The organism is Pseudoalteromonas sp. BSi20480 (genome assembly GCF_000241365.1).
Classification (GTDB): Bacteria; Pseudomonadota; Gammaproteobacteria; order Enterobacterales; family Alteromonadaceae; genus Pseudoalteromonas; species Pseudoalteromonas marina.
In genome coordinates this window covers 1-23,208 of sequence record NZ_BADX01000070.1, presented here as the reverse complement: position 1 = coordinate 23,208, position 23,208 = coordinate 1, and the positions used below count along the sequence as shown (strand labels likewise).

Genomic DNA, 23,208 nt, shown 5'->3' with positions numbered 1-23,208 from the left:
GAATATTTGTCTCTTTATTGTAACTTGTAGTTAAAAGTTGTCATTCAGTTCACTTTACTTCTATAGTAACGCAATATAAACATTAGGTATTACTATGCAGAAAGCGCGAATTCCAGCGGATGAACAATCTCGATTAAAAGCATTATATGAGTACGAAATATTAGATACAGAAGCAGAAAAAGTATTTGATGACTTAACTCAACTTGCCTCAGATATATGTGATACCCCCATATCACTTATAAGTTTAGTCGATCCGCAAAGACAATGGTTTAAATCAAAATACGGTATTGAAGCGACTGAAACAGAGCGTGATATTGCGTTTTGCTCCCATGCTATTTTGCAAGACCAAGTATTTGAAATACAAAATGCATTGCTTGATGAGCGCTTTCATGACAATCCATTAGTAACCAACGACCCTAACATTCGCTTTTATGCAGGTGCCCCCCTTATCACACCGCAAGGCAGTACAATTGGTACTTTATGTGTAATTAGTGATAAACCTAAAAAATTAACTAAAAAACAAATTAGTGCGTTAACTATTTTAGGCAAAGAAGTCATAGCCCAATTAGAGTTAAGGCTAAAAAACAGAGAACTAAGTAAAGCATTAGAACAGCAAAAAACTCATATTCAAGAGCTTGAAAAACTAAAAGCTGAAGCAGATACATCCAATAATTTAAAAGGTAAATTTTTAGCTAATATGTCGCATGAGCTAAGAACACCACTTCACGGTATCTTAAACTTGGCCGAATTTGGCTTATCTGACAGCAGTAATAGTGAAAAAGATATTGCGCTAAAAAGTATTCTAAACTCAGCCAATATTTTATCCAATATAGTGAATGATATTTTAGATTTTTCAAAAATAGAAGCTGGAAAATTAGATATTGAACATATCGACTTTAACCTTAAAGACGTTGTTAATGGTGTAATTGAGCCACTAAAAAAACAAGCCTCTGATAAAGGTATAAAGTTTAATGTATCAATAGATAAAAAAGTGGCTGAAACATTAAAAGGTGACCCACTAAGAATATCGCAAATATTAAATAACCTATGCTCAAATGCAATTAAATTTACTCAAGCTGGGCACGTTGATTTAATAATTAACTTAAAAGGTCACTCTTTAAATACACAGAACATAACATTTAAGGTCATAGATACAGGTATAGGGATAAATAAAGCAGCACAAGCAAACTTATTTAAAGAATTTCATCAAGCTGATTCATCTACCTCTCGTAAATTTGGTGGTACAGGGTTAGGCCTTTCCATTTGTAATAAGTTAAGTCATTTAATGGGTGGGAAAATCAGTTTTACCAGCCAAGAAAATGAAGGCTCTACATTTATTTATCAACAAAGCTTTGAAGCATCGATTTTAGATAGTTTGCTAAAGAAAAACAAAGAAGTAACTGATTTACAAGGCTGTGCAATTTTAGTTGCGGAAGATAATAAAATAAATCAAATCGTCGTCAATAAAATGTTAAAAGCGCACAACACTCAAGTGATTTTTGCTGAAAACGGTAAAGAGTGTGTTGATTACTTTGTTAACAACCACGTTGATTTAATCTTTATGGATATTCAAATGCCAGTAATGGATGGAGTTGAAGCAACTAAGGCCATAAGAGCACGGAAAAACGGTAAATCAATACCTATCATTGCCATGACTGCCAACACAATGAAACAAGATATTGAGCATTACCTAAATATTGGCATGGACGGTTATTTAACTAAGCCATTTAATAAAGATAGCTTGAACAGCTTGCTTAATGTTTACAATCCAAACAACGAAAACCTCAAAGACTTAGCAATAAAAATTAGTGATCCGAGCATTAAAAGAGAACATAAACTTAAACAAACATGCCGAGAACTAAAAAGATTAATACCTGCGGCCAACAGAGTCAGCTTATGGCTGTTTAATGAAGAATACTCTGAGATAAATTGCTTAATGTGCCTTGATGAGAACGATGAAGTCATTCTTGACTCAGTATTAACAGCAAAAGACTACCCAGATTACTTTAACTATATACTAAGCCACCAAATACTTGATGCCCCCGATGCAAGAAATCACGAAGTTACAAAAGGCTTTACCAAAAGCTATTTTGAGCCATACGATATTTACTCACTACTTGACTACATTTATTTTAAAGATAATAAAGCACTAGGCGTGATTTGCTGCGAAAGTATTGGAGCGAAAATATCATGGACCCACGCAGATAAAGAAGCCCTGATAAAAATAACAGACTTAACTACGTTATTTTTATCAAAACAAATAGATCTCAATTGAATTTATGACTATTTAACCGTAAATCTTTATAGAGTAATTTTGCCTATAAATAATAAAAAAGCCGGGCACATTTAATAAGTGCTCGGCTTAAGCCGACACGACAATTTATAGTGAAATAACCACTTTCCCCATACCTTCACCACTAGCAAGGCCATCATGCGTTTTACCTGCATCCTCAAGATTAAATTCAATGTTGTCTAACACAGGCAATATGCGCCCTTCATCAATAATTGTTGCAGGGTTAGCTAGTATTTCGCCATGCTGCTGACATTTATGGTCCCCCCTTGTTTAGTTTAAACAGCCGGTATATTTACAAGAGATACCCATGATAATACACTCAAATGAACAGCTAGTTTTAAAATTTAATTAATAATAGGCTTTAATAATGAACAATGAACACCTAAAGTTATTCGTTCGAGTCGCCTCTACACACAATATTAGTTCAGCAGGCGCGGAACTTGGCCTTTCGCCGCCGGTAGCTAGCATGCATATTATTAAGCTTGAGGAATCGCTTGGTGTAAAACTAATTCACCGTACAACAAGGCGAGTATCTTTAACTGAAGAAGGCCGAGAGTTTTTACCTCACGCTGAAGAAATATTAAATGCTATAAATAGTGCAAAAGCAGCTGTAGGCGCAGGCTCTTTTACCCCCCAAGGCACGATTCGTGTTGCAGCCCCTTCCTCATTTGGTCGTATGCATATAGTGCCCGCACTTAAAGCTTTTATTGATCAGCACCCTGAGCTTAAAGTGGATTTAAGACAAAGCGATAGTATTGTAGACATGGTCGAAGGTGGTTTTGATATCGCTATCAGAAATGCCGAGCTTAACGATTCAACCCTCGTAGCCAGAAAGTTAGCTCGCGACCATAGAATTATATGCGCCTCACCAGGCTACATAGCAGAACACGGAGAACCAAAAACACCACAGGATCTTCTCAACCATAATTGTATTAAATTAATTGGGATTGACTACTGGAGCTTTAAAACGCCAAATGGCATTGAAAGAGTTAAGGTAAAAGGCAGTATTCGTATTGATAATGGAGAGTCGATAAGGGATGCGTGTATTAATGATGCAGGTATTACTATTTCGTCTATTTGGTGCGCCCACAACGCATTAAAAGAAGGCACCCTAGTTCAAATACTAAAAGATTACCCCATGGATTCAAATGCCGCTATTTGGGCTGTATACCCAAGCTCCCGGTTGCTCGCGCCAAAAGTACGTGCATTTATCGACTTTTTTATAAAGTATTATGGCGAAATCCCATATTGGGAAACGGCGTAAGTGGCACGCTCTTAAACTTTCAACTAGGTATAGTACTTAAAAACATAAAGTTGTTTCTGTTAAAGAATTTAAATACCTGTGCGTATTAAAAATTATTTAAAAACACTAATCTATATTAATTATTAATAATTTGGTTTATTCTTTAAAACTAGTGATTTAAGCATGGAGGCAATCAAATAATGCAGTTTTTCATTCCCTCCTTTACACAAATAAAACTATTCTACAAACATACAATTAGTGTCTGCTTAAATTTCCACCTAAATTAACTACAAGGTTAGTGACTATATGAAAATATCCCGCACATTATTAACATCTGTTGTTGTTGTTATTGCTGGCTGTAATACAGTTGCAGAAAAAAGCGCAAGTACACCTGTTTCAAATCTGCCTGACTGGGTTTTAAACCCTCATGTAAGTGAAGGCATTGCCGCGACAGATTGTGTGAAGTTCTCAGGCAACTTATCTATTGATAAAAAACTCGCAACAGCAAACAGTCGTCTAGCGCTAGCACAACAAATAGAAACACGTATTGAAGGGCTTGAAAAAACATATAGCAATCGTACAGATGCAAATGATGATACCACTGTTGGTACAAGCTTTAGCTCTGTTTCAAAGCAACTAACCAAGCAAAAATTGCAGGGCTCTAGGCTAATAAAATCGGATATTGTTAATATATCTGGAAAAGATCATTTTTGTGTACTTACAGCCCTTGAACCAAATCAAACAAAATCCTTATTCAATGACATTCTTAAACAAAGTCAACGAACCATAAACCCCGCTGACGAAAAGTTTTTGTATCAAGAATTCAAAGCCAAAAAAGCCGAAAACGACCTAGATCAAGAAATAAAAAAACTAACCAATTAATTGCATAGTTGTCGGTCAAAAAACTTCACCAAATTACTATGCGTGAAGTTTTCTATTATAAGTAAAAATATGACAGAAAATAATAATCAAACATCAACCTGGAAAAAAGTACAAAGCTCTATCTTAATGATAGCCGCTATATTGATTTCTATTGGACAGTGGGGTGATACAAAAGATGTTCTTAAAAGTGCTTACTCTGCGTTCGTAGAGAACTTTACACATAAAGTTCAGTATAAGCAGATAGATAAAGTTAACATAGGTAATAGCATCGCTTACATCAAAACATTTCTAGGGGAGCCTAACGCAGTAAAAAGGTCACGAATAGATATTGATGTTGAGTTTTACTATTACATTAGAAAAAAGTTTATCTTTACTGTCATCACCTCTGACAAGCGTATTAATGGTTACTCCGTAGTGTCACGTATTTCAGATTTTTCTCCTGTCATACCTTTCTCGGGCCCACTGGGCGAATCAACAATTTTAGAGAAAAATTCAAGTGAATTTGAATACAGCTTTGACAATCGTAACTTGACTTATTATCTAGAATCTCAAAATCTTGGTAAAGAAAAAATGTTTCTTTCTTTATCCAAAGGGTTTATTGGCTACGCCGCAGTTCCTGGCTCCGTAAAAGTACCAGAGAAGTATTTAGCAACAATAAAAACAAGTATTAACACGATGGATTCTTTGGCTACCTATTCAGATAACCTTAATGAGTTGAAAAAGGAAGTTGAATCATTACGAGCGAAAATAAAGCCCAACTATTATGCAGTCAGTGAATTAGAGAGCAAAATTGTTGCAGAATCTTTACTCACCCGATTTGAGTACCAAACATTAACAAAAAGTTGATAAAGGTTTTTTATGAGTTTATTCAAACTTAATTTATATGTACCACTATTTACCACCTTAATGCTAAATGTAACGGAAGTTTCAGCTCAACAAACAAATGACCCATTTGAGCAGCTAGAGCAAGAAATGGCCGCTTTAGAAAAAGAAGGCAGTGCAGAAGAACTAAAAGAGTTTAACGACTGGAAAGAAACCTACTTATCTGAATATCAAGATTTTAGACGCAAACATTTTAAAAAACTTGATGATATACGCGACAAGCTCATTAACACGTGGGGTGAAACAGATCCTCAGCTTTCTAGTCAAACGACCTACTATAGCCCTGATAACAAAGCAAAAACCACTATTGACTATGAGAATGACCAGATAAGTATTAGCATTTTGCACAACGAGCAAGAACATGTTTCTACAAAAGATATCAGTAACGCTCTAAAAAGTGCGTTAAATGCTAATGAAGTGGTAGCGAGCAAAATAAATAGCACTTCATTTAAGATACTTAAAAAAAATATAGAAAATATCTCTCCCGTTGAAACGCAGGTTGAAGTGATTACACAGCCTGAAGCATTGATAGAAAAAGAAATTAATAAAATAAATAAGCAAACTATTGAAGCTCGCCAACAAGTTGAAAAAGTGTTTGATATGTCTTTACAAGTATCATCACCTGTTCAGCTAGATAGCGAAAATTTACTCGCTAAAAAGAAATTGACTGCAGAAATAGCAAAAATAGAATCAGAAAAAACACAGCGTATAAAAAGCTTAAAAGCGTCGCAAGTAGAAGCTAACGCGATGCAACAAAGAGAAAAGCTAAAAAACAAACGAGTTACCACCTACACCATACCGCTTGCCCATAGCAGTTTTATAAAAAAAGCAGCCCCCTATAAAAATAATCGTTAGTAAGCATAGTAAGCGTTGGCGGTTGCCCGAGAGTTTGCTTTTTTCGATTATCCATACTGAAAGTCACTTTAATACTCAAGCAGAATCTCCAATTCCCGCCTTTGGTTTAATGCAGATTGTGCCTATAAGTGCAGGAGCTGATGTTAATCTTTTTTTACATAAGAAAAAGAACATCATGAGCAAGGAGTATTTATTCAACCCAAAGAATAATATTGAAACAGGTGTTGCATATATGCACCTTTTAAACACACGCTATTTGGCTAAAATAAGTAATCAGCAAAGTCGGTTTTATTGCATGATTGCAGCTTACAACACCGGTGCAGGGAACGTAGCTAAAGCCTTTAACACCGATAACTCAAGAAATATCAATAAAGCTTCTAACATAATAAATAAAATGACGCCTGAAGAGGTCTATAACAAGCTTATTAGAGACCTTCCATACGAAGAAACAAAAAAGTATTTACAAAAGGTGCTAGAGCGTCAACCTATTTATAAATCTATGGAGCAAATTTAAAACTACTTATCGGGTGATTAATTGCCTTTCCAGCAAAAAAGGCGTTAGTTTCACATTAAACATGGAAATGGAAAAAGCGATGCTAAATATTAAAAAAACATTCACACATTCATTATACTTTTTTAGTTTATTGGCTGTACTTACTGGCTGCGCTTCAAAAGTTGAAGTTGATTCAACAATGAATATGCCTAGTAAGTCAGGCCTTGCTCTTGATCATATTGCTGTAGTTGGTTTTAACGGCGATAAATATAACATTAAGGGAAATGCGCTTTCGGCAAAAATAAAATCTAAATTAATGAGTCATGGATATGTAAAGGTACATGCCAATTCCCCCTATAAGCTGGTTGGTGAAATTTCACCATCTCGAGTAGAGCGTAATTCATGGAGTGAAAAGCATGAAGGAAAAAAAGAAACGTGGTACAGCTATCATGCATCGGTTAAACAAACTTTAACCCTAACTTATTACGTTATTTATGGCCAGCAAACACTAAATAGTGCTTCTGAAACATTTACTTACAGTAAAGAAAAAAGCTCAAGCGAAAATAGAAGTAAAGCAAAAGATAAGCTCCGGACCGACTCTGAAGTTGCTGACTTTTTAATAGAAAAGGCGGCTGACTTTGTTGTTAAACAAGTTTCCCCATATCGTTCTTTAGTAAAACTTAATTACCTAAATGGGGAAGATGAAAATATTGATTTAGGTATAGAGTATGTAAAAAAAGACCGTTTAAGCCAAGCTTTTAGTATTTTTGAACAAGTTGCTCAAAATAGTAATTCAATTGAAGATCAAGCCATAGCCCTTCACAACCAAGGTTTAATAAAATTAATGCAGGGCAAACATACAGAAGCTTATGACTTAATGACAAAAGCGAATCTTATTGATCCTAGAAACTTTGATATTCTTGATTCAATAAAAGAGGTGGAAGACTACAAAGTATTAAGTGATGCGCATAAAAAACAAAGAGGCCTAAAATGAAAATATTACCGCTAATCCTAATTACTTTTTTAGCGGGGTGTGCTTCCAGTAAAAATAATGAATACGACATCGTTATTCCTTTAGCTGAAAGCAATAAAATAAAACCTCAGCAAACCGAAAAATCGAGTGGTAGCTTTAAAATACATTACAAAAAAGATATTAATAATAACCCCATTGTTAAAACATTAAACAGATCTACCACGGTGATGGGTAATGATGAGGAAACTGTAAAAAGCTTAAGAGAACGCGCCAAAAAAGAAATAGTTCAACTAGCTACAGAGGAAGTAAACGGTGTTGTTATTGCTTCAACATCGAAGACTAATACGACTGTTATTAATGTTGACTCAAACAAAAGTAACACACGCTATTCAAGACAGGATTTTTCTGAAAAGGCCGTCGCACAAACAGCTGGAATTGCACAAGTAAAAAACTTGCAATGCCAAACACTACCAACTAAAGCAAGTAACTTAACAGTAACGTGCAGTGCTGATGTTACGGTACACCTAATTGAGAATATTGATTTTACCCAATAAACTTTTTACGTCGACCGAAAGCTAAAACATTATTTTTAAAAGGCCACAAGTGTGGCCTTTTTAATACAAAACCAAACGCAATGACTAATATATTTCAGCACTTACAAATGTATATACATAATTACTAAACTCTGGCTTAGTTAAATGCCCACCTTCAGACATAGTATCTAAAAGTTTTGCATAACTGTTTGCATCGGTTTCATTACCAGCATAGCCATAAAGTAATACCGTTAACTCTTCTAAAATGACCTCATCAGTGGGTTCAGGGAACACACTACCAAAAGACAAATCTGGAATTTGACCACTTATGCCCGCTTTTATTGTCCAATCAAATCGACTTTCAGCAGAATCATCAACTAAAAAGCTGTAACCCCATATTGTGCGAGCAAACCGATTGTCAACATTACCAAAGTCAAAACTTGAATCATTGTTTTCAGCAAATTGAAGTAAACTAAACCCTAAATCGTCAGTAACGATCGGAAGTGTGGTCAGCTGATAATCACCATTAGTATCTACTGCGCTTCGGGCATAGCTTTGAAACTCAACATCAACACCATCTACATTCATAAGGTCTGACATAAAATCAAGTTGCACATAAAAATTATGCTCAGTTACTGTTGGGAATACAAAAAGCGTGTTTGATATTTCAGAACCACTATATTGAACAAACCTATACGCATTATCAGCTTCTATATAACCTCGAGTACTAGCATAATCAGCATCAATATCTAATTGAACAGGAACTTCAACACCGTCATGAATAAAATCTTCATCTGTTAGGGTAATAACTGATGAATTTACCGGTATATCAATAACGGCAGCTTTTGCATCAACTGAGTAACTAGAAAGCGCCGTTAAATAAAGCTTATTATCATTCGGGCAAACATTTACAGACCCCGAAACTTCGTTACCTTGTGATTGATATATTATGTAATCAGACGCAATCGTACTTAGCGCTGTTGTATCAACACTATATTCAGTACATCCACAGTCACCTGTGAAGTCATTAAAATAAAAGGTGCCTAAATTAGTTCTATTTTCAATATCAAGCTCAGTGATAATTTGCTTATAACCACCGTCTTCTTCATCAAACACATCACCTAATACTGATACATGCTTGGTGCCTGAGGGTAACTCACCTGAAAATTTACCTTCTGCATCGGTTTTAACAGAACCGATAGCACCGCCATCATCATTATGAAAAACAACATCTGCTTGATACGCAGAATCAGCCCCGCATTCGCGAGTTAATGTTTGTAAAGCAATAGTTTGAAGTTGGGCAGTGTTGCCACCGCTTGACGAGCCGCCAGAGCTACTTTCTGATGAAGAGCCACCACATGCGCTAAGCGTTAAAGAAAGTGTAATAGCAAGCGGGGTAAGTATAAATTTATTCATTTTAATTAGTCCGTTAAATTGGTTCACCTAGCATTATCTCTAATTAGCAAAAGCAATAACAAGATAGCCACCACCAAAACGCTTACAAAATTGCAATGATTTGTAAACAAGCCGCGATTAAGTACCTCACACATAACACCATTTACTAAATTAAGTCACTTGTTCAAGTGAATTTATTAAAAACTACACTAAGCTTTATGTATTAAATAGTTAATGGCTATTTATTTGCTTAACCCTTGTTTAGCCAAAATACCGAGATAAATACACAACAGGACTAACCCTATGAATCGCTTACTTGGCCGACTATCTATCATTCAACTCTCTTTGTTAACATCAATCATATTAATGGTTTTTATTTTTATATTGCTGATACAAAACATAGCGAATAAATGGCAGGAGTCGCAGACACTGCAGCAAGATATTGCATTAATTAGCTTGTTAGATGCACTGGAAAAAGTGGCACATAACCATGCTGTAGAGCGAGGGTTAACTGCAGGCTTTTAGGAAGTGGTTCAGCCGAGGCTAAAAACAAAGTGCTCGCGCAACGCCAAAAAGCAGATGCTTCAATACAGCATTTAGAGTCGGTAAGTGATCAACTTACTAAAAATTCTACAAAGGTCTCTAAAAATTTAAGTATTCTTTTTGATCACAATGCAAAAAAAGCGGCATTACGCACTCAAGTTGATAATAAAGCAGCCCCTGGTGCGTTCGCGTTTTACAGTAAATTAAATCAAATTGCACTCGATATAGCGGCTAACCTGAGTAGCCAAATAAAGCACCCGGTATTATCTAAAGATCTAAATATTGCTTTTTTGCTCGCGCAATACAAAGAACGTTTGGGCCAAAATAGGGGAAAAATAAATGGCACTTTAGCTAAAAAGCAATTAACGAGTGTTACACAGCAAAATATTGCCTTATACAATTCAGAAATAGATTTGCTCAACCAATATTTAATAGCTAATTTGCAAGGCCAACAATTACAAAGCTTTAACAGTATTATACAAAGCACTGACTCACGTGAAATTAATGCAATAACAAACACATTGCTCAATACAGAATCGCCTAACTTTACAGCTTTGCCGGCAGCCTCAGTGTGGTTTCCTATGGCAACACAACAAATAACTCAAATTAAAAAAGTACTAGACAGCCAATGGAGTACTGTTGACAAAGATGGCCTTGAACTAAAAGAAGCGGCCGATACAACGCTTACACTCACTATTATCTACTTTTTGGTTACACTTGTGATCATCGCATACTTAAACTTTCATTTATTAAGTACTCTCAAAAAGGAATTAAGCCAACTAACGTCACTCTTACTTAAAGCCGAAAAAGGCGACCTAACAATAGATATAAGGCTCAAAAGTAAAGATGAACTCGGCGAAATATCAAATGCTATCCACAATACTATTTTCGCTTTTAAAGACCTGCTATTAGGGCTCGACCACTCAATAAATTCGGGCTCAAAACTCAGTGACGATATGAGTAATGCAACAAAAACAGTCCTTGATGATTCAAACAAAACATTGGCTATGGCGAGTAATATAGCCACCGCAATAGAAGAAATGGCCGCAACAAGCCGCGAAATAGCAGGCTCAGCTTCTGAAACTCTCAGCTCTAGTGACGAGTTAAACAAACAAGCCAATCTGTTGATAGAAGATAACAAACTCAGCCAAAGCTCAATTACTGAGCTTGCAACGGGGATGTCTGACGTAGAAGAAGTGGTAAGTAAAATGGATCAGCAGGTAGCGAGTATATCGTCCATTTTAGATTCAATTAGTAGCATTGCCGAGCAAACTAATTTACTAGCGCTCAATGCCGCTATTGAAGCAGCAAGAGCAGGTGAGCATGGTAGAGGGTTTGCCGTTGTTGCCGACGAAGTAAGAAGCCTTGCCGGAAACAGTAAAGAATCATCAGAAAAAATTTCGTCTTTGCTCGGCGAGTTACAATCTATCAGCGACCAAGTAGTTAGCTCTATTGTGGCAAGTACTAAATTATCAAAAGCCACATTAGAACGATTTGATCAAGCAAGAGCGGTATCCGAGCAAGTGCATGCACAAAGTAAAGTACTCGAAAACTTAGCCATGAACGTGTCATCAGCCGCAGAACAACAGTCGGCAGTTGCGTCAAATATAGCAGTGGATGCTGCAAGCGTATTTGAATACGCCAACCACGAAGTTGAAGCAGCACGTAAGCAAGAAGAAATATTTAATGAAATGCGACTCAACACTGAAACCCTGCAACACACAATGAAAAACTTTAAGTTTCAATAGTTAATAGCAACCTTGTAATACAGCTAGAGGCTAATTGCTTAAGCAAAATAAACCAAAGCAATTAGCCCACTTTATTAAGTAACCTTACCCGCCAAGTTAAACCGTGGCTCGGCGTATAACTTTGTTGTAACTACATCAACTAACGTATTTACCGCGTTCCACACATCTTCAAACGAGGTATACAAAGGCGTAAAACCAAACCGTAAAATATTAGGCGCTCTAAAATCAGCAATAACACCTTTTTCTATTAATGCTTGGCAAATAGCAAATGCGTGGTTATGCGAAAAAGCCAATTGGCTTCCGCGTTGGATTGAATCCTCAGTAGAGCTTAAGCGCAAGTCAGCCAAGCTAGCATGCGAATGCACTAAAGCAATAAACACATCGGCTAAAGCAATCGACTTAGCCCTCACATCGCTTATTTTTACGCTTTCCCACACATCAAGTGCAGCGTCTAACGCACTCATAGCAATCACACTTGGCGTACCACATAAATACTGATTAATACTTGCTGCACACTCGTATTGAGCATCAAACGCGAATGGCTTTGCATGCCCCATCCAACCACTCAATGGCTGTTTAACGGCACTTTGGTGGCGCTTGGCAACGTATAAAAAGGCAGGTGAGCCAGGGCCACCATTTAAATATTTGTAGCCACAGCCTACTGCAAAATCAACGTTGCATTTATCCAGCTCAACCGGCAACGCACCTGCACTGTGTGCTAAATCCCATATTACTAAAATACCTTTTTTATGGGCAAGCTCAGTAAGTTTTTGCATATTCAAAAGCTTACCAGTTCTAAAGTTAACTTGGGTAAGTAACAATACCGCTATATCGTCAGTCAAGTTTTGTTCAATATATTGCTCTTCAACTAGTTTTAATTGACATAAGTCAGTACCTAATAAATCGCTTAAACCTTGCACCATGTATAAATCGGTCGGAAAATTATCTTGTGTCGACAACACTTTACTACGGCCAGTGTTTAACATAAGCGCGCTGCTTAAAAGCTTAAATAAGTTTATTGAAATCGAATCACAACAAATGACTTGGCCTTTTTCAGCACCAATTATGGGCGCTATTTTTTCGCCAACCTGTGTAGGTAAATCAATCCATTGGTGATCATTCCAGCTCCTAATTAAATGGCTCCCCCACTGCTCGCTCACTACTTGCGCCACTCTGGTTTTAACCGCTTTAGGTAAAGCACCTAGCGAGTTACCATCTAAATAAATAGTGTTTGCGGGTAAATCAAATTCATCACGCTTGCCTGCCAATACATCAGCTTTATCAAGCGCTACAATATCATCAAAATTCATTTATCGATTCCGTTTAAATGTTTAACTAAGGTGCTAAAAGCAGCAGAACCTGGGTGTATCCAATCAAAATGCCCCACCCCTTCGAGTAAATCTACTGGTCGATTAAGCTGTTCTAAATTATACGCAGGAACAATGCTGTCATTCGCACCTTGTAAAATAATGCTTTGTTGATGCAATGGTTGCTCACTTGGGTTGGCCTGAGTGTATTCTTTAGGTTTATCGCTTGGCATACCTTGCATAAAATCTTTAGTGACTGTTTGGCAGCTATTTGTACCTGCCGCATAGGCTTTAATATCGGTAATGGGAGCAAGGCCAATGACGCCTTTTAATTCACTCATTTGTCCACCCGCTAGTAACGCTAAATGACCACCAGCCGAATGCCCAATAACCACTGTATTATTCAATTTAAATTCGCCACTGTTGTAGACACTGGATGCTAAAATACCGGCTTTAATATCGTCAAAAGTTACAGGCCAGCCACCACCGCTTTTACCACTGCGGCGATATTCCACCGACCACACATTAAATCCTGCTTGTGCTAAGCCTGTGCTTAATGCATAGCTGTGTTTTATATCGTATGCACTTAGCCAACAGCCACCATGTAGCAATACAACTAACGGCTTTGATGTACTTTGCTCAGCTTGCGTGGCGCGCCACAGTAATGCAAATTGTGATTCATCACTCCCGTAAGGTACTTTTTCATTAGCATTTACAAAACCAAGCGACGCTACTTTAGAGTAAGCAACATTGTTTCCAACAATAGGAAACTCAATGTTGTTGGTAGTCGTACACCCGCTTAAAAACCACATACCTAAAAGTAAAACAACCATATTTTTCACAACACAACTTCCTTTTTAAATTTTAAAAACAACGCCTTTATACATATTAAAACTGCTACCATAGCGTTACGTTTAACTTGCGTTATCACGTCACTCAATCATTAATTAATAACACTTTAGTGGCTGCAATTATTATTGTTATACACAAAACAGGCGTAATTAATGACCATTGTTTGCGTATTTACCCCACTTTACAAAAGCAGCGCCAAGTTAACCATGCTAAAAGCAGCGAGTAAAGTTACTGCGTTTAAGCTTATATTTATACCTAAATTATTATTAACTTAGCTTTAAGGTGTTGGCCATTAAAAGCTTATGTATAATGACTCACTCTGGCTATTATTATGCCCTCAAGTGGAACACAACAATGAAAAAACTATCTAAAGTGCAAGAAAAACAACAAGCGCTTGTGCTTAACGTTGCCGATAAAATAGAAGAGCAAGGCCGAGCCGAACTACCCGGTATGCTGCAATGTTGGTTTGACGTGGAGTATCACTTATTCCCAGGCTCGTTACTTATGTGCTTTCAGTTTGAAAACCAGCAAGCCCTTGATGCCGCCGAGCCTGACATATTAAAATGGCAAAAACGATTAAGCGGCGCAATGCTTAAAAAAGGCGTTATTTTAAAAGATATGCGAAAGCACCTAAAATTTACCTTAAACGGCCCAGACGACTAAACTGCATTAACAAAAACCTTTGCCTGTAATTACAAACAAAGCACAGTAAGCTCAAGTGCGTTCAGTGTTAAACTCTTTTACATGTGCTATTAATTCTGGAAAAAACGCTAAAAAAAGCGGCATCTAATTGGTTGTAATGGCGCTTTATATCTTCAGCAGCGCCAGTAAATTGGTTGGCAAAACGAATACGATCAGCAATATTATCCAACGCAGCCCCCACACCATTAATGGTTTCGTAATCTTTAAACCAATCGTGTTTAGTTATGCTAGTAACAACCCGCTGCATACGCGGCGGCATGTGCGCTAACCGCTGATTTAAAAGCCCAAAACTGTTACGTTTAAAATCACTCAAGGGCTGATCACTAAACCGTTGCCAATGCATAATTAAAAAGTGGTCAAACACCACATCAATTGCAACGCCTGCAAATCGCCTGCGCATTGGTGAAAAATACTGTTTAGCTTCTTTAACAATTGGGTGAGAGTCGGTAAATTTATCAACTAAATAGTGATTACTAAGCGCATTTTTTACAGGCTCACTCAGTTGCGCCACATGCCTATGGCCACCAAAATCGCCCAATAAATTTCCAAAGTGAGAATCAGCCGTTGGCTTTGCAAAATAAAGGTGGGCTAAATAATTCAATATATTCTCGCGTTAGTTACTCTGTTTAAATAGTAACTTAGGGATCTAACATATACTATGCTTCGTATAAGTTACGTCTAATTATAAAGTTGAGCAGCATGGAAAATATATTCCAAACCAGTCGTTTTTTAGTTGTCATCGCGGTTATTACCGCAGCATTATCATCGCTTCTTGTTTATGTTTCGTGTATTAATATTGTTTTTAATATAGTGGTTTCAACCATTCTCGACCTACCAGATTCTGCAAAAGCAGGTAAAGCCCTCATAGTTGAACTACTTAAAATTCTCGATTTACTATTAATCGGTATTACCCTACAAGTAATTGCCATTAGCTTATACCGCTTATTCATATCGCCTGCTAAATCAAAAGAAAGTAAGTTTTTAGCCGCTTTTAATATTAAAGACTTTCACGATCTAAAAATAACCCTCGTACAAGTAAGCTCAGTTGTTCTTGTCATACTATTTTTAGAACATGCAGTTGAATTTGGCGGCACAATAGAAACCCTGTACTTAGGAATAGCCATTGCAATTGTTATAGCCGCCTCAACATTTGCATGGCGTTCAATGAAAGACTAGCTATAAATAATGTTAAAAACGCTTCATAGAATATTAAGTGTATAAATACTGTGGCAAGTAACAAAATTTCCACCCATCATAAAAGCTGCACTATTTAATTATCGAATAACGATAATTAAACATTGATTATCAATAATAAAAATGCCATTTTAGTGTTTTAATTTAATGGATCTAAATATGAAACACTCCTTACATTTAATCATCTTGATACTACTAATACTTAGCCAAACAGCATGTAAAACAATAAATATTAGTGAGTCCCACTTTATTAAACCAAATAAAAACATAACGTTAAGCACACTTTCAGCCATCAATAATTCAGTACAAATAACACCTATCGAAATATCTGCACATGATGGAAATACACTTCGCGGCACGTATTTAAGTATTGCAAACCCAAAAGCTACTGTTGTGTATTTTGGTGGTAACGAATTTACTATTCAGAGAAACAGCGCTGGACCCGCCACTATTCTAATCGAGCAGCAAGTAAATATCTTAATGTTAGATTATCGCGGGTATGGGCAAAGTAGTGGCATACCTAACATAAAAAATATGAAACAAGATGCGCTAGATATTTACGACTTTGCTAAACAACAAAGCAATATACCAATCGTTTTACATGGTCACTCGCTGGGCAGCATGATTGCAGGCTACATTGCAACACAGCGCCCTGTTGATGGTCTGGTGCTTGAAGGCAGTATTACAAACGTAAAGCAAATGACCAGCGCACGTATACCATGGTATGCAAAGCCATTTATAAATATTAACTTTTCAAAACAGTTAACAACCATCAACAATTTAAAAATGGTGCAAGATTATAAATCACCACTACTAATAATGACGGGTGAAAATGACATGCAAACACCTATTTCATTAGCCAAGGAGCTCTACAAAGAGGCTATATCGAGTCAAAAACAGTTATATATAGCAAAAGGGATGCATCACGGTAATGCATTAAAAGGGGCTGAATTAAAATCAAAATATGCTGTACTATTATCTCAAATAACAAAAAATAACGTACCACAATGAAAAAGATCACATATATGAGTAATTTTATTTTAACTTTATTAGCCTTTGGTTTTTTAATAACGTTGGTCAGCAGTGCCATGGTATTAATGAGCAATACAGAGCTATTAAATTATAGCAGCGAAAGTGGTACAAAAATGTGGATTGGTCTAGAAGTAAGTGGCTCATGGCAACAGGCAGCCTCATACCTTAAAAGCAATAATTACAACCCTGTTATATTTTTGGGACTTGTTCAAGTCGCATTCTTACTGCTGGTAAATGCGATTTTAATACGCCTTTTTAGCTTGTATCGAAATGGCAGTATTTTTGGCCCTAAGAATAGTCAATGTTTTTCATGGTTAGGCGCAGTAATGGTTTTACAGTTTTTTATAGTCGCCTTATACCCTGCCTTAATTTTCAGTATCATTAATATTATTGATGACGTAGAGCTTAAGCGTGTAGTTTCAATTAGCGATACCGATATAATAGGCCTTATATCGGGGTTAATTATTTACGTTATCGGATGGATAATGAAACAAGCCCATAAACTTCAACAAGACCAAGAATTAGTTATTTAATGCCTATTATTATTGATTTAGATGTAATGCTTGCTAAACGAAAAATGAAATCAAGTGAACTTGCGCACGCTATTGGCATAACGGCACAAAACCTATCAGTGCTCAAAGCAGGACGAGCAAAAGCAGTCAGGTTTTCCACGTTAAATGCCATTTGTAAGCATTTAAATTGCCAACCGGGCGATATACTTAGATTCACTGACGAAGAAGTGCAATAGCCCTAAACAAACTGAGTGGCTATTAGAGTTTGTTATTAATAAGTAATAAAAAAGCCGCTTTGTTTAAATTTATTAGCAAAGTGGCTTTTATTTTTTATCAACTGTTATTATGTAAGCCAGGCTCAACACTTAAAAAGCACTTTAAAATTGGCTTACTGGTTAACTAATCTTTGTTTTCGTTTACTAATATAACTTTACGATGAGGGAATGGAATCTCAATATTGTTTTCATCAAGTGCTTTTTTAATTAGCTCTGGCACAGTATATAAAATTTCAAAGTAGTGCTCACCTTTACAAAAAGGGTGAACTAAAAAGTCGACAGAGCTATTGTTAAGTGTTTCAACTTCAACAAATGGGGCCGGATCTTTTAAAATATGTGGATGGCTGTCTAACACGCTATCAATAACTCTACGCACTGCATCTGTATTTTCATCGTAAGCCACACCAAAATGCATATCTACGCCACGAATAGGGTGATGCGAGTGGTTAATAATTTGTGCACCCCAAATTTGGCTGTTTGGAATAATAACTTGTTGATTGTCGAACGTTTGCAAAATAGTCGTAAACATATCCACTTCTGTTACTTTACCAAAACGACCTGCGGCTTCAATAAAATCATTTACCTTATAAGGCCTAAATATTAATAGCATTACACCTGCAGCCAAGTTAGACATAGCACCTTGTAGTGCTAAACCAATTGCTAAACCTGCAGCGCCTAATAACGCAATAATTGAAGCCGTTTGTACACCAAAACGATTTAACACTGCAATAAACACAAACGCTAAAATAATGTAACGGGCCATACTGCCTAAAAAGCGAAATAGCGTATCATCTAAATGAGTATATTTATGGCATAAGCCAACAATTAAATTTCTAACCTTTCCTGCAAACCATAAACCTACTAGCAGTATTACAATTGCGAGTAAAATATTAGTAGACCATTCAAGTGCGGCGGGTAGATACTGATTAACATCAATATCGTTTATTAAATCATTCATTATTATTCCTGTGTCATGAAATGTAAATTATCCCAGTCATTACAAAGCCACTTTGTTAACTTTTCATTAACCAAAAATAGTAAATTATTATTTTTTGACTGTAGGTGCATGACATTTAACAAAACAAGTTTTCATAGGGCAAAAGTATTTACTATATAAACAATATTCAACACGACTTAATATAGGCAATGTTGCCTTTCGGAACGTAAATTGCTGTTACGCATGTTCATACTTTAAAAATTAAACATAAATAACGTCTATTTATAGTTATTAAAAGGAGAACATTATGAGTAATAAACAACTAATTACGACTATAGGTATAGGTTTGGCAGCAGCTTCTGCAGGTATGCTAACAAGGAAAACTTTACAAAAATCGTGGGAAAAGGTTACCAACGAACCAGCCCCCAAAGACAAGCCAAGCGAAAATACAGATATTAAAGAAGCAGTAACTTGGGCGGTAGTTTCAGGCATTGGAGCCGGCGTAGCAAGAATGGCAGTTCGTTATATTCTCGACAAACGTCAATCCAAATAAGTTTTAAATTAATGCCTCTTGTAATGTTAGTGTTTACAAGAGGTTTAACTTCTCCCTCACTCCACCAGCCTATAATTACCCTGAACAATATAGGTATGAACGCTCACTATATTCCTGTAATAGACTGTGTACGATTACCCAGATAATTTATATAACCTGAGTAAAAGGTAACCATCACAATTACTTTCTTATAAAAAAGACTCAATGCTAGCTTTATAAATCCAATAACCAAAGTGAGTTAATCACAAAAGCAAATATCAGTCGATTCAACGTTAATGGGTTGCTCTAAATTAGCAATCGTAGGATAGTAAATTACATATAAAACAATAGCCTTATATTAGGAATATTATGATCAAAGTATTATTAGCGACCAGCTTAATTGCCTCTTCATTCGCTACTTTAAGTAATCCTTTAACTGTTGAAGAACAGCGTATCAACAAAGCCCAATTAGCAATGCCCAATGTTTTAAAAGCATTTACCCCACAAGTATCAAGTTTTGAGCAACAATTTAAAGAGCTTAACAACTTTAAAAGTGCAAAAACATTAGTACAACGTTTTAGCTTTGAACTGTGGGAAAACGCCAAGCAACGCATAATAAATACCAATAACTACGACGACCGAGAGCTCTACTGGGCACGCCTGCTTTCAAGTAAAGTAATACGCACAACACCGCCTAAATTTTCAATTACGCAGGCTCAACTCAATACGTTACTAACCCTACTTGAGGAAGGCAGCAGAGGCCGTACCGATCTGGCTTTTTCATCAGGCAGCACTAAAAAAATATTACTTACAGGCTTTGACCCATTTTTACTCGATAGAAACATAAACCAAAGTAACCCCTCAGGTGTTGCAGCGTTATTACTCGACGGGCAAGTTATTAATTACAACGGCATAAGCGCAGAAATTAACACCGTTATGGTGCCTGTACGCTACGAAGACTTCGATCAAGGAATAATAGAGTCGCTACTTGCCCCCTACTACGCACTTAATAATGTAGACATGGTAGTCACCGTAAGTATGGGCAGAACAGAATTTGATTTAGAGCACTTTCCGGGTAAACGTCGCAGTGTAACCGCCCCCGATAATGCCAATATTGTGTATGGCGGCACGCAAACAAGCCCAGTAATCCCAAAACTTAATGGCCGACCACTCCCGGGCAATGAGTTTGTAAAATTTAGCTTGCCTGTAAGTTACATGCAACAAGCCAAAGGCCCCTATAAAGTTATCGACAATCGTGAAGTCACCACGCTTGAAAAAACCTATAAAGCGCCTTCGTACGGCGAGCTAAAAAACAGTATTGCGGTTAATGGCGGCGGCGGTGGATACTTGTCTAACGAAATATCGTACCGAAGTATTCGCCTTCGTGATGCGCTTAATTCAAGTATACCTACAGGGCATATTCATACCCCACGTATACAACAATTCGAACCCGAAACAGAAGCTAAAATAGTAAACCAAATAAAGGCAATGCTAGAGCAAAGCTTAGTCGCGCTATAAGTTATCAAAATAAGTTTAAGCGCGTAAAAAAGGGCAATATTATTGCCCTTTTTATAACTAGTTAAAAATTGCTTTTGAATCGTTAAATAGAAAAATATTTATTATTAGCTTCAAAATCAACTCTTACATCAGCAGGAGGGTTAAATAGAGTTACTAAGGGCAAGTATTACATTTTCACTCATTAAACAGCAGAAAACTGACACAACGGGGCGTTCTTAAAAACATATAAAATATAATTACTATTTATTAAGGTTAGGCAAAAACATACTTTCAGGTACTTTATTTTTAGTCATAACGTCATGGTATGTACCATCGCTTATACCTAAATCAATCGCTTTATTCACTACCGCCATAGCTTTCAAACTTTTCGCAATGTCTTTTGCAAATGCAACATGAATTGAACGTTTTTCAATTACATCAGAGTCAAATAATATGTCGTTTTTAAATTCAATTAACTCAGTGCTCAACAAATACTTGCCATAACTTTCTGACATAATTAAGCGGTCAACTTTTTGGTTAAAAAGCAGTTTAAACCCTTGTTGAGCTGTGGCAACTTCTAACAACTCATAAGTATTATAGCCAGTTAATATTTTGTCATGCACACCTAAACGAACACCCGCAATAATAGCATGTTCGTCTTTTCTATCCTTATGATAAAAAGCACCAAATACTCCCATTCCAATTGGGTTTGATAAAACCGCCCATTGCTCTCGTCCTGGCAGGTTAGCAGCTAAAAATAAACCATCAGCTTTTCCTAACTGAGTATAATAGTTAGCTCTCGCCCATGGTAAAATAATGGCGTCTACTTCATATCCTAATTTAGCTAAACTTTGATTTAAAAATTGCCAACTAGCACGATAAATTGGGTAATTCTCCATCAGCATTTTGTCATGGTCGTGACCAACCGCAAACGTAATGGTTTTAACCTTTTCGCTGGCATTTAACGAGCCAATGCTAAAGCAAAAAATGCAAAGTAAAATAAGCACCCTACAAACCATAGTAACCTCTTATTAAAGATCTCATTAAGGGGTCAAATCTTGACTTAAGACATCAAACAACCTAGAAGCGCTTCCCACTGTAATTCAACCTGCTTATTCTCAATAATTAATGCATTTAATCTACCAACAGCTTTTGATATGGCCGAATAGTGTTTAACATTAAAAACATCTGCTAATGCCTGCAAATTTAATCCCGTTAAATCTTGGCACAATTTAATAGCATACCATCGGGGTAAGTTTTTTTCTTTTCGCCCCTTTTTAACCATTACTATATCATCTACCTCAACATTAAAGTGGTTAGCCAAGTAGGTAATTACATCATTCGCTGAATGCCTTTTACTAACAAGCTTGCTTTCATTGTTTGATGTTGCAATATAGCCTTTAATGCTTTCAACAAAGTCATCACTGCCTAGCACCGACAATAACTTTTTAGCACTATAAAAAGCGCTTACTTCTTCATTACATTCATATTCAACAAACTGTTTGTACGCAGCATACTTACGCTTTTTACCTTGCAGCGAAAATATAAAATCTCGAACCAACCATTTAGGTGTCGCACCACTTTTAATAAAAGCTGAATAGCTAGACCATTTGTACTTAGCAAGGTCATCTACCAATGGGGTGCTCGTTTCAATTGGGTTGCGATGAATATACCGGCTAACATGCGATAAATAGTTATCAGCATCCACCAACACGGCTTTGTATCGGCCCCTAAACAGTGCACCATCTGTATTATGTGTTCGATTAAAGTATTGAGTGTAAAGGCCATTAATATGCTTCATGGCCTTGCCTAAATTAGCATCGGGAGTTTTTATTAGCAGATGGTAATGATTGGTCATCAAACAATACGAATGCACTTCAATATTAAACCGAAGGCTTGCTTGCTCAATACAGTATAAAAAATACTTAAAGTCGTCATCGCTCAAAAAAGTATTTTCGTGCCCTCTTCCACGATTCATCACATGATAAAACGCATTCTCATACTCTATTCGCAGCGGCCTAGACATAGCAATTCACTCCATAAGCAGTAAGCTATAAATCTAGACTCTTGATGTCTAAAGTCAAGACTTGACCTCTTTGATTTCCTATATGCCAAGACCAAACACCAACCTCACGTTTAACACCCTCCCCCGTCATCACGCCCTGAAAATAAGTAATTGATGAGTAATATCGCGCATGGATGCGCGATAAGGCGAAACTAGGCCATGGATGGCCTATCTTCGCCGCTTAGGTTCACATCAATTAATTATTAGAAGGAAATAGCGTGATGCTCGGGTGCGCTGAGAGTGTCCAGAGAGGGACCAGCGGCAGCCCCTCTTTGGCTGCTGTCGCCAGCGCGACAAAACCTTGAATTAGGTTTCTAATCCCTCAATGAGCCAAAAGCAAACAAAGTATGCGCCAACAACAATTAAACACCTTTTGGGCTGCGCCCAACACGCCAGTAAGCTGTGCGTCTACAGGGTCTAAACACACACACAAAAAAGCCGTTGTATTACTGCAACGGCTTTT

24 protein-coding genes and 1 pseudogene are annotated in these 23,208 nt (G+C 36.8%); 17 read left to right on the top strand and 8 right to left on the bottom strand.

What is annotated here, in order from left to right; translation table 11 throughout:
- The first annotated feature begins 94 nt into the window (after positions 1-94).
- Positions 95-2,275 carry a GAF domain-containing hybrid sensor histidine kinase/response regulator gene (locus P20480_RS11255; protein WP_008128844.1) on the top strand — a complete coding sequence of 727 codons (2,181 nt, stop codon included), beginning with the start codon at positions 95-97 and terminating at the stop codon, positions 2,273-2,275.
- Between the two features lie 105 nt (positions 2,276-2,380).
- Here P20480_RS11255 and P20480_RS19170 read toward each other — a convergent pair whose 3' ends face one another.
- Positions 2,381-2,527, bottom strand: a complete 147-nt coding sequence (locus tag P20480_RS19170; protein WP_083830881.1) for a zinc-binding dehydrogenase — start codon at positions 2,525-2,527, stop codon at positions 2,381-2,383.
- Between the two features lie 133 nt (positions 2,528-2,660).
- Between P20480_RS19170 and P20480_RS11260 the strand changes: the two genes are divergently transcribed.
- From P20480_RS11260 to P20480_RS11280, 7 genes are all read left to right on the top strand, one after another.
- The gene (locus P20480_RS11260; RefSeq protein ID WP_033025306.1) at positions 2,661-3,557 is read left to right on the top strand and encodes a LysR family transcriptional regulator; all 897 of its coding nucleotides are present in this window, start codon (positions 2,661-2,663) and stop codon (positions 3,555-3,557) included.
- 285 nt (positions 3,558-3,842) lie between these two features.
- Entirely contained in the window at positions 3,843-4,418 is a 576-nt protein-coding gene (locus tag P20480_RS11265; protein WP_008128840.1) for a hypothetical protein, read from the top strand.
- A 69-nt stretch (positions 4,419-4,487) separates the two neighbouring features.
- A complete protein-coding gene (locus tag P20480_RS11270; RefSeq protein ID WP_008128838.1) occupies positions 4,488-5,264 on the top strand; it encodes an ETEC_3214 domain-containing protein in 777 nt (258 codons plus the stop codon).
- A gap of 12 nt (positions 5,265-5,276) precedes the next feature.
- Positions 5,277-6,155: a hypothetical protein gene (locus P20480_RS18990; protein WP_008128836.1), complete on the top strand. Its 879-nt coding sequence runs from the start codon at positions 5,277-5,279 to the stop codon at positions 6,153-6,155.
- Entirely contained in the window at positions 6,139-6,669 is a 531-nt protein-coding gene (locus tag P20480_RS17950; RefSeq protein ID WP_083830879.1) for a transglycosylase SLT domain-containing protein, read from the top strand. The genes P20480_RS18990 and P20480_RS17950 overlap by 17 nt, the downstream gene beginning before the upstream one ends.
- Before the next feature lie 79 nt (positions 6,670-6,748).
- Positions 6,749-7,642, top strand: coding sequence for a hypothetical protein (locus P20480_RS11275; RefSeq protein WP_238530291.1), 894 nt, complete (start codon positions 6,749-6,751; stop codon positions 7,640-7,642).
- Entirely contained in the window at positions 7,639-8,175 is a 537-nt protein-coding gene (locus P20480_RS11280; RefSeq protein ID WP_008128829.1) for a hypothetical protein, read from the top strand. Before P20480_RS11275 ends, P20480_RS11280 begins: the two co-directional genes overlap by 4 nt.
- 84 nt (positions 8,176-8,259) lie before the next feature.
- Here P20480_RS11280 and P20480_RS11285 read toward each other — a convergent pair whose 3' ends face one another.
- Positions 8,260-9,570, bottom strand: coding sequence for a hypothetical protein (locus P20480_RS11285; RefSeq protein WP_008128827.1), 1,311 nt, complete (start codon positions 9,568-9,570; stop codon positions 8,260-8,262).
- A 282-nt stretch (positions 9,571-9,852) separates the two neighbouring features.
- Here P20480_RS11285 and P20480_RS19805 point away from each other — a divergent pair, with 282 nt between their 5' ends.
- The gene (locus P20480_RS19805; protein ID WP_008128824.1) at positions 9,853-10,074 is read left to right on the top strand and encodes a hypothetical protein; all 222 of its coding nucleotides are present in this window, start codon (positions 9,853-9,855) and stop codon (positions 10,072-10,074) included.
- 29 nt (positions 10,075-10,103) lie between these two features.
- Positions 10,104-11,840 (top strand): methyl-accepting chemotaxis protein, encoded by a 1,737-nt coding sequence (locus tag P20480_RS11290; protein ID WP_008128823.1) that lies wholly within the window; start codon positions 10,104-10,106, stop codon positions 11,838-11,840.
- A gap of 74 nt (positions 11,841-11,914) precedes the next feature.
- Here the strand turns inward: P20480_RS11290 and kynU are convergent, their stop codons facing one another.
- Positions 11,915-13,150 (bottom strand): kynureninase, encoded by a 1,236-nt coding sequence (gene kynU, locus P20480_RS11295; RefSeq protein WP_008128821.1) that lies wholly within the window; start codon positions 13,148-13,150, stop codon positions 11,915-11,917.
- On the bottom strand, positions 13,147-13,989 hold the full coding sequence (locus P20480_RS11300) for an alpha/beta hydrolase family protein (protein WP_008128819.1): 843 nt from the start codon (positions 13,987-13,989) through the stop codon (positions 13,147-13,149). Before P20480_RS11300 ends, kynU begins: the two co-directional genes overlap by 4 nt.
- Before the next feature lie 364 nt (positions 13,990-14,353).
- Between P20480_RS11300 and P20480_RS11305 the strand changes: the two genes are divergently transcribed.
- Entirely contained in the window at positions 14,354-14,662 is a 309-nt protein-coding gene (locus tag P20480_RS11305) for a hypothetical protein (protein WP_008128815.1), read from the top strand.
- 51 nt (positions 14,663-14,713) lie between these two features.
- Here P20480_RS11305 and P20480_RS11310 read toward each other — a convergent pair.
- Positions 14,714-15,302, bottom strand: a pseudogene (locus tag P20480_RS11310) (acyl carrier protein phosphodiesterase).
- Positions 15,303-15,400: 98 nt separating this feature from the next.
- Here P20480_RS11310 and P20480_RS11315 point away from each other — a divergent pair.
- The 4 genes from P20480_RS11315 to P20480_RS11330 all read left to right on the top strand — a co-directional run bounded on the left by P20480_RS11315 (position 15,401) and on the right by P20480_RS11330 (position 17,675).
- Entirely contained in the window at positions 15,401-15,877 is a 477-nt protein-coding gene (locus P20480_RS11315; RefSeq protein WP_008128813.1) for a YqhA family protein, read from the top strand.
- Positions 15,878-16,054: 177 nt separating this feature from the next.
- On the top strand, positions 16,055-16,906 hold the full coding sequence (locus P20480_RS11320) for an alpha/beta hydrolase (protein WP_008128812.1): 852 nt from the start codon (positions 16,055-16,057) through the stop codon (positions 16,904-16,906).
- A gap of 14 nt (positions 16,907-16,920) precedes the next feature.
- Positions 16,921-17,460, top strand: coding sequence for a DUF2975 domain-containing protein (locus P20480_RS11325; protein WP_008128811.1), 540 nt, complete (start codon positions 16,921-16,923; stop codon positions 17,458-17,460).
- On the top strand, positions 17,460-17,675 hold the full coding sequence (locus tag P20480_RS11330) for a helix-turn-helix domain-containing protein (RefSeq protein ID WP_008128810.1): 216 nt from the start codon (positions 17,460-17,462) through the stop codon (positions 17,673-17,675). The genes P20480_RS11325 and P20480_RS11330 overlap by 1 nt, the downstream gene beginning before the upstream one ends.
- A gap of 163 nt (positions 17,676-17,838) precedes the next feature.
- Here P20480_RS11330 and P20480_RS11335 read toward each other — a convergent pair whose 3' ends face one another.
- Positions 17,839-18,672: a mechanosensitive ion channel family protein gene (locus P20480_RS11335; protein ID WP_008128808.1), complete on the bottom strand. Its 834-nt coding sequence runs from the start codon at positions 18,670-18,672 to the stop codon at positions 17,839-17,841.
- A gap of 286 nt (positions 18,673-18,958) precedes the next feature.
- Here P20480_RS11335 and P20480_RS11340 point away from each other — a divergent pair, with 286 nt between their 5' ends.
- Together P20480_RS11340 and P20480_RS11345 are read left to right on the top strand one after the other, a co-directional pair.
- Entirely contained in the window at positions 18,959-19,204 is a 246-nt protein-coding gene (locus P20480_RS11340) for a DUF4235 domain-containing protein (RefSeq protein ID WP_008128807.1), read from the top strand.
- A gap of 348 nt (positions 19,205-19,552) precedes the next feature.
- Positions 19,553-20,701, top strand: coding sequence for a hypothetical protein (locus tag P20480_RS11345; RefSeq protein WP_008128806.1), 1,149 nt, complete (start codon positions 19,553-19,555; stop codon positions 20,699-20,701).
- Between the two features lie 239 nt (positions 20,702-20,940).
- Here P20480_RS11345 and P20480_RS11350 read toward each other — a convergent pair whose 3' ends face one another.
- Positions 20,941-21,687, bottom strand: a complete 747-nt coding sequence (locus P20480_RS11350) for a substrate-binding periplasmic protein (RefSeq protein ID WP_238530290.1) — start codon at positions 21,685-21,687, stop codon at positions 20,941-20,943.
- 56 nt (positions 21,688-21,743) lie between these two features.
- Complete coding sequence (locus P20480_RS11355) at positions 21,744-22,706, bottom strand: transposase (protein WP_008128804.1); 963 nt, start codon at positions 22,704-22,706, stop codon at positions 21,744-21,746.
- Positions 22,707-23,208: the final 502 nt, after the last annotated feature.